Genomic DNA, 3,090 nt, shown 5'->3' with positions numbered 1-3,090 from the left:
GCCCCCGGCGCCAATCGCCCGATCATCCGCGCCTCGACAGCTACCGCATCCGCATCCAGGAGAACGGCATCGGCACCCACGACGTCTCGGCGATCTCCGAGGATCACGCCATTCCGATCGATCCGTCGGACGCCGACAAGATCGAGGTGGTGCGCGGCCCCTCCACCTTGCGTTACGGCTCACAGGCGATCGGCGGCGTCGTCTCAGTCGAGAACCAGCGCGTGCCGACCTATCTGCCGGAGCGCGGCTTCTCGGGTATGATCAAGGGCGGCGGCAATACGGTCGACGACGGCGGTGACGGGGCCTTCAGCGTGACCGGCGGCGCGGACGGTATCGTGCTTCATGCGGACGGCTTCATTCGCGACGTGAACGACTACGACACGCCGCTCGGCGAGGAGCTGAACAGCTTCGTCAGCAGCAAAGGCGGCTCGGCGGGTATCTCCCACGTCTGGTCGGACGGCTTCATCGGCGTGTCCTTCACGCGCTCGAGAGTTTTTATGGCATTCCGGGCGAGGAGGCGGCGGAAGGCTTCCTGCCGAGAATCGATCTCGAGCAGGACAAGGTCGTCGCCAAAGGTGAGTGGCGTCCGGAAACGTCCGGCATCGCCGCGGTACGTTTCTGGTTTGGCGCCTCCGATTACAAGCACGACGAGCTGGAAAGACATGCCGGCGGTCACGACGAGCACGAGGAGGAGGAGGAGGAGCACGACGAGCACGGGCACGACGACGATCACGACGAGCACGAGCACGAAGAGCACGGCCACGACGATGCGTTCGCCACAGGCTTCGAGGTCGGCTCCGTCTTCACCAACAAGGAGCAGGAAGCTCGGATGGAGATCCAGCATCTGCCGGTCATGAGCCGCTTCGGCCCCTTGAGCGGTGCGGTCGGCTTTCATTGGGACCACGCCGACACGGCAGGCTTGAGCTTCGAAGGGGACTCGCTTCTCGAGCCTGCGGAGACGGAGAGCTTCGCCGGGTTCTGGTTCGAGGAGCTCGAAGCCTCCGATCGGCTGAGCTTCCAAACCGCGTTGCGGGTCGAGAGCGCCAGCGTCGACGGGACCGGCTATGCCAGCATCGCCGATCCGGAGGATCCGGTCTTCTTCACGGGCACGCGGACCTTCGTGCCGGTGAGCGGCGGGCTGGGCGCGCTCTACGACTTCGGCAACAACACGGTGTTCCGGCTGAACGGACAGGCGGTCGAGCGTGCGCCGGCCGCGGCGGAGCTTTTCTCCAAAGGCGCGCATCACGCCAGCAACACTTTCGAGATCGGCAATCCGTTTCTCGACGAGGAGAAGGCCCAAACGCTGGAAGTGGGCCTGAAGCGGCCGGCGCCGGTTCCGCTACGACGCCAACGGCTACTACACGAACTATGACGGCTTCATCTACCGGCAGCTCACCGGGCTCACCTGTGGCAGCGATCTGGATTCGTGCGAGGCGGAGGGCCACGAAGAGGAGCACGAGGAGGAAGAGGAGCACGGTCACGGCCACGGCTTCGACCAGGTGCTGTTCGAGCAGCGCAACGCGACGTTCTACGGCGTGGAGCTGCTCGGTGAATACGACGTGGGATCGGTGTGGCGCGGCACCTGGGGCTTTGACGGGCAATACGACTTCGTTCACGCCAAGTTCGACAACGGCGAATATGTGCCGCGCATGCCGCCGCACCGTCTCGGCGGCGGCGTCTATTACCGCGACAGCACGTGGTTCGCGCGCGTCGGCCTGCTCCACGCCTTCGAGCAGACCCAGGTGGCGCCGGACGAGCTGACCACGCCCGGCTATACGCTGCTCAACGCCGAGCTGGCTTACGTGGTGAAGACGCAACCAGGGCCATCGGGATTTGCCCCGACCATGCTGATCGGCCTGAAGGGCGACAACCTCCTCGACGAGCAGGTGCTGAACTCCGCCTCCTTCAAGCGGCGCGAGGGCGTCTTAGAATCAGGTGCGAATGTCCGCCTGTTTGGAAGCCTGCGGTTTTAGGCTGCACGGTCGGGTACCGTGTTTGTCTTCCGCCACATAGACCTTGCCGCCTGCTCGACGCTCGCCATCACGCCTGTTGCGCAAAGCCCTGCAGCGTCAGCGCGCTGAGAAAATCCGCCAGCCGCTCGACAAAGGCCTCGTCGATCTTGAGATCGAACGGCGGCTGCGCGAACTGCTCGCGGTTAAGCACGAAGATGCTGCACTGGCCCATCAGCGAGATGGCCGCGCACATGGCGTCCTCACCCGACGCGCCCGGCGGCAGAAAGCGCCGCACGAGGTCCGTGGCGCTGTCGAGAAACGGCATCGCGCTCGTCTTCACGAAACTGCTGAGCGCCTTGCTGGGGCGGACATTCTCCCACGCGAAGATGCGGATGTAGTGGTTCATCTCCTTGCTGGCGAGAAGGGGCTGCAATTGCTGACGCAGGAAGCTGCGCAAGGCCTCCTCGCGCGGCATGTCCTTCAGCCTCTCGGGGCCGAAATTGTCGAGCCGCAAATAGCCCTCGAACGCGACCTTGAGCACTTCGAGGTAGAGCCTTCCTTGCCCTTGAAGTGATAGTTGATGGCCGCCTGGTTGACGCGCGCCTTGGTGACGATCGCCCGCACGCTGGTGCCGTCATAGCCCCGCTCGGCGAACAGCGCGACGGCGGCCTCAGGATGCTGTGGCGGGTGTATTCGGCGGGGCGGGTCATGGTGCGGCTGGTCATGAGCGGGGGGCACTTGGCGGGCGCTTTGGGGCGGGTTTGGGGGCGGAGAGATTCAAACAACCGTTTGAATTCAACCATACGCGGAGCCTGAGCGGATTGCAAACCGGGCAGATCCCCGACTATGGCGCCGGCGCGCAACGCCACCGGACCGCCGCGAATTTTCCCACGAGAGCCTGTGTCAGTCACTCTTTAGTCATAAACGAGTGTTTGAATTTCAAATGGTCGTTTGAAACACTTTGTAACAGTGCGTTCGTCACGGGGTCAACCGAAATGGCAAAAACGAGGGACATGTTCAAAAGCGCCGCCGAGCCGCCCGCTAGGGGCTCCGCGGTCTGGGATGCGCTGAGCAAGGCGCTGTTCGATCCGTACCGGCCCGAGCAGCACTATATGCGCGGCCCGGGTCCCAAATGGCA

5 protein-coding genes are annotated in these 3,090 nt (G+C 64.0%); 3 read left to right on the top strand and 2 right to left on the bottom strand.

The features are described 5' to 3' along the window. The 3 genes from AUC71_RS17285 to AUC71_RS21750 all read left to right on the top strand — a co-directional run. The coding region (locus tag AUC71_RS17285) for a TonB-dependent receptor plug domain-containing protein (protein WP_244500768.1) at positions 1-857 on the top strand (857 nt) is incomplete at its 5' end. Next, positions 830-1,372 carry a TonB-dependent receptor gene (locus AUC71_RS21755; protein ID WP_069623054.1) on the top strand — a complete coding sequence of 181 codons (543 nt, stop codon included), beginning with the start codon at positions 830-832 and terminating at the stop codon, positions 1,370-1,372. The genes AUC71_RS17285 and AUC71_RS21755, both read left to right, overlap by 28 nt. A gap of 7 nt (positions 1,373-1,379) precedes the next feature. Then, positions 1,380-1,973: a TonB-dependent receptor domain-containing protein gene (locus tag AUC71_RS21750; RefSeq protein WP_280139264.1), complete on the top strand. Its 594-nt coding sequence runs from the start codon at positions 1,380-1,382 to the stop codon at positions 1,971-1,973. Positions 1,974-2,040: 67 nt separating this feature from the next. Here the strand turns inward: AUC71_RS21750 and AUC71_RS02800 are convergent, their stop codons facing one another. Further along, positions 2,041-2,493, bottom strand: a complete 453-nt coding sequence (locus AUC71_RS02800) for a CerR family C-terminal domain-containing protein (RefSeq protein ID WP_141701398.1) — start codon at positions 2,491-2,493, stop codon at positions 2,041-2,043. Next, complete coding sequence (locus AUC71_RS21745) at positions 2,433-2,690, bottom strand: TetR family transcriptional regulator (RefSeq protein WP_083238020.1); 258 nt, start codon at positions 2,688-2,690, stop codon at positions 2,433-2,435. The genes AUC71_RS02800 and AUC71_RS21745 overlap by 61 nt, the downstream gene beginning before the upstream one ends. Positions 2,691-3,090: the final 400 nt, after the last annotated feature.

The organism is Methyloceanibacter marginalis, assembly GCF_001723295.1.
In the GTDB taxonomy this organism is placed as follows: Bacteria; Pseudomonadota; Alphaproteobacteria; order Rhizobiales; family Methyloligellaceae; genus Methyloceanibacter; species Methyloceanibacter marginalis.
This window is presented reverse-complemented; position numbering and strand designations above follow the sequence as displayed.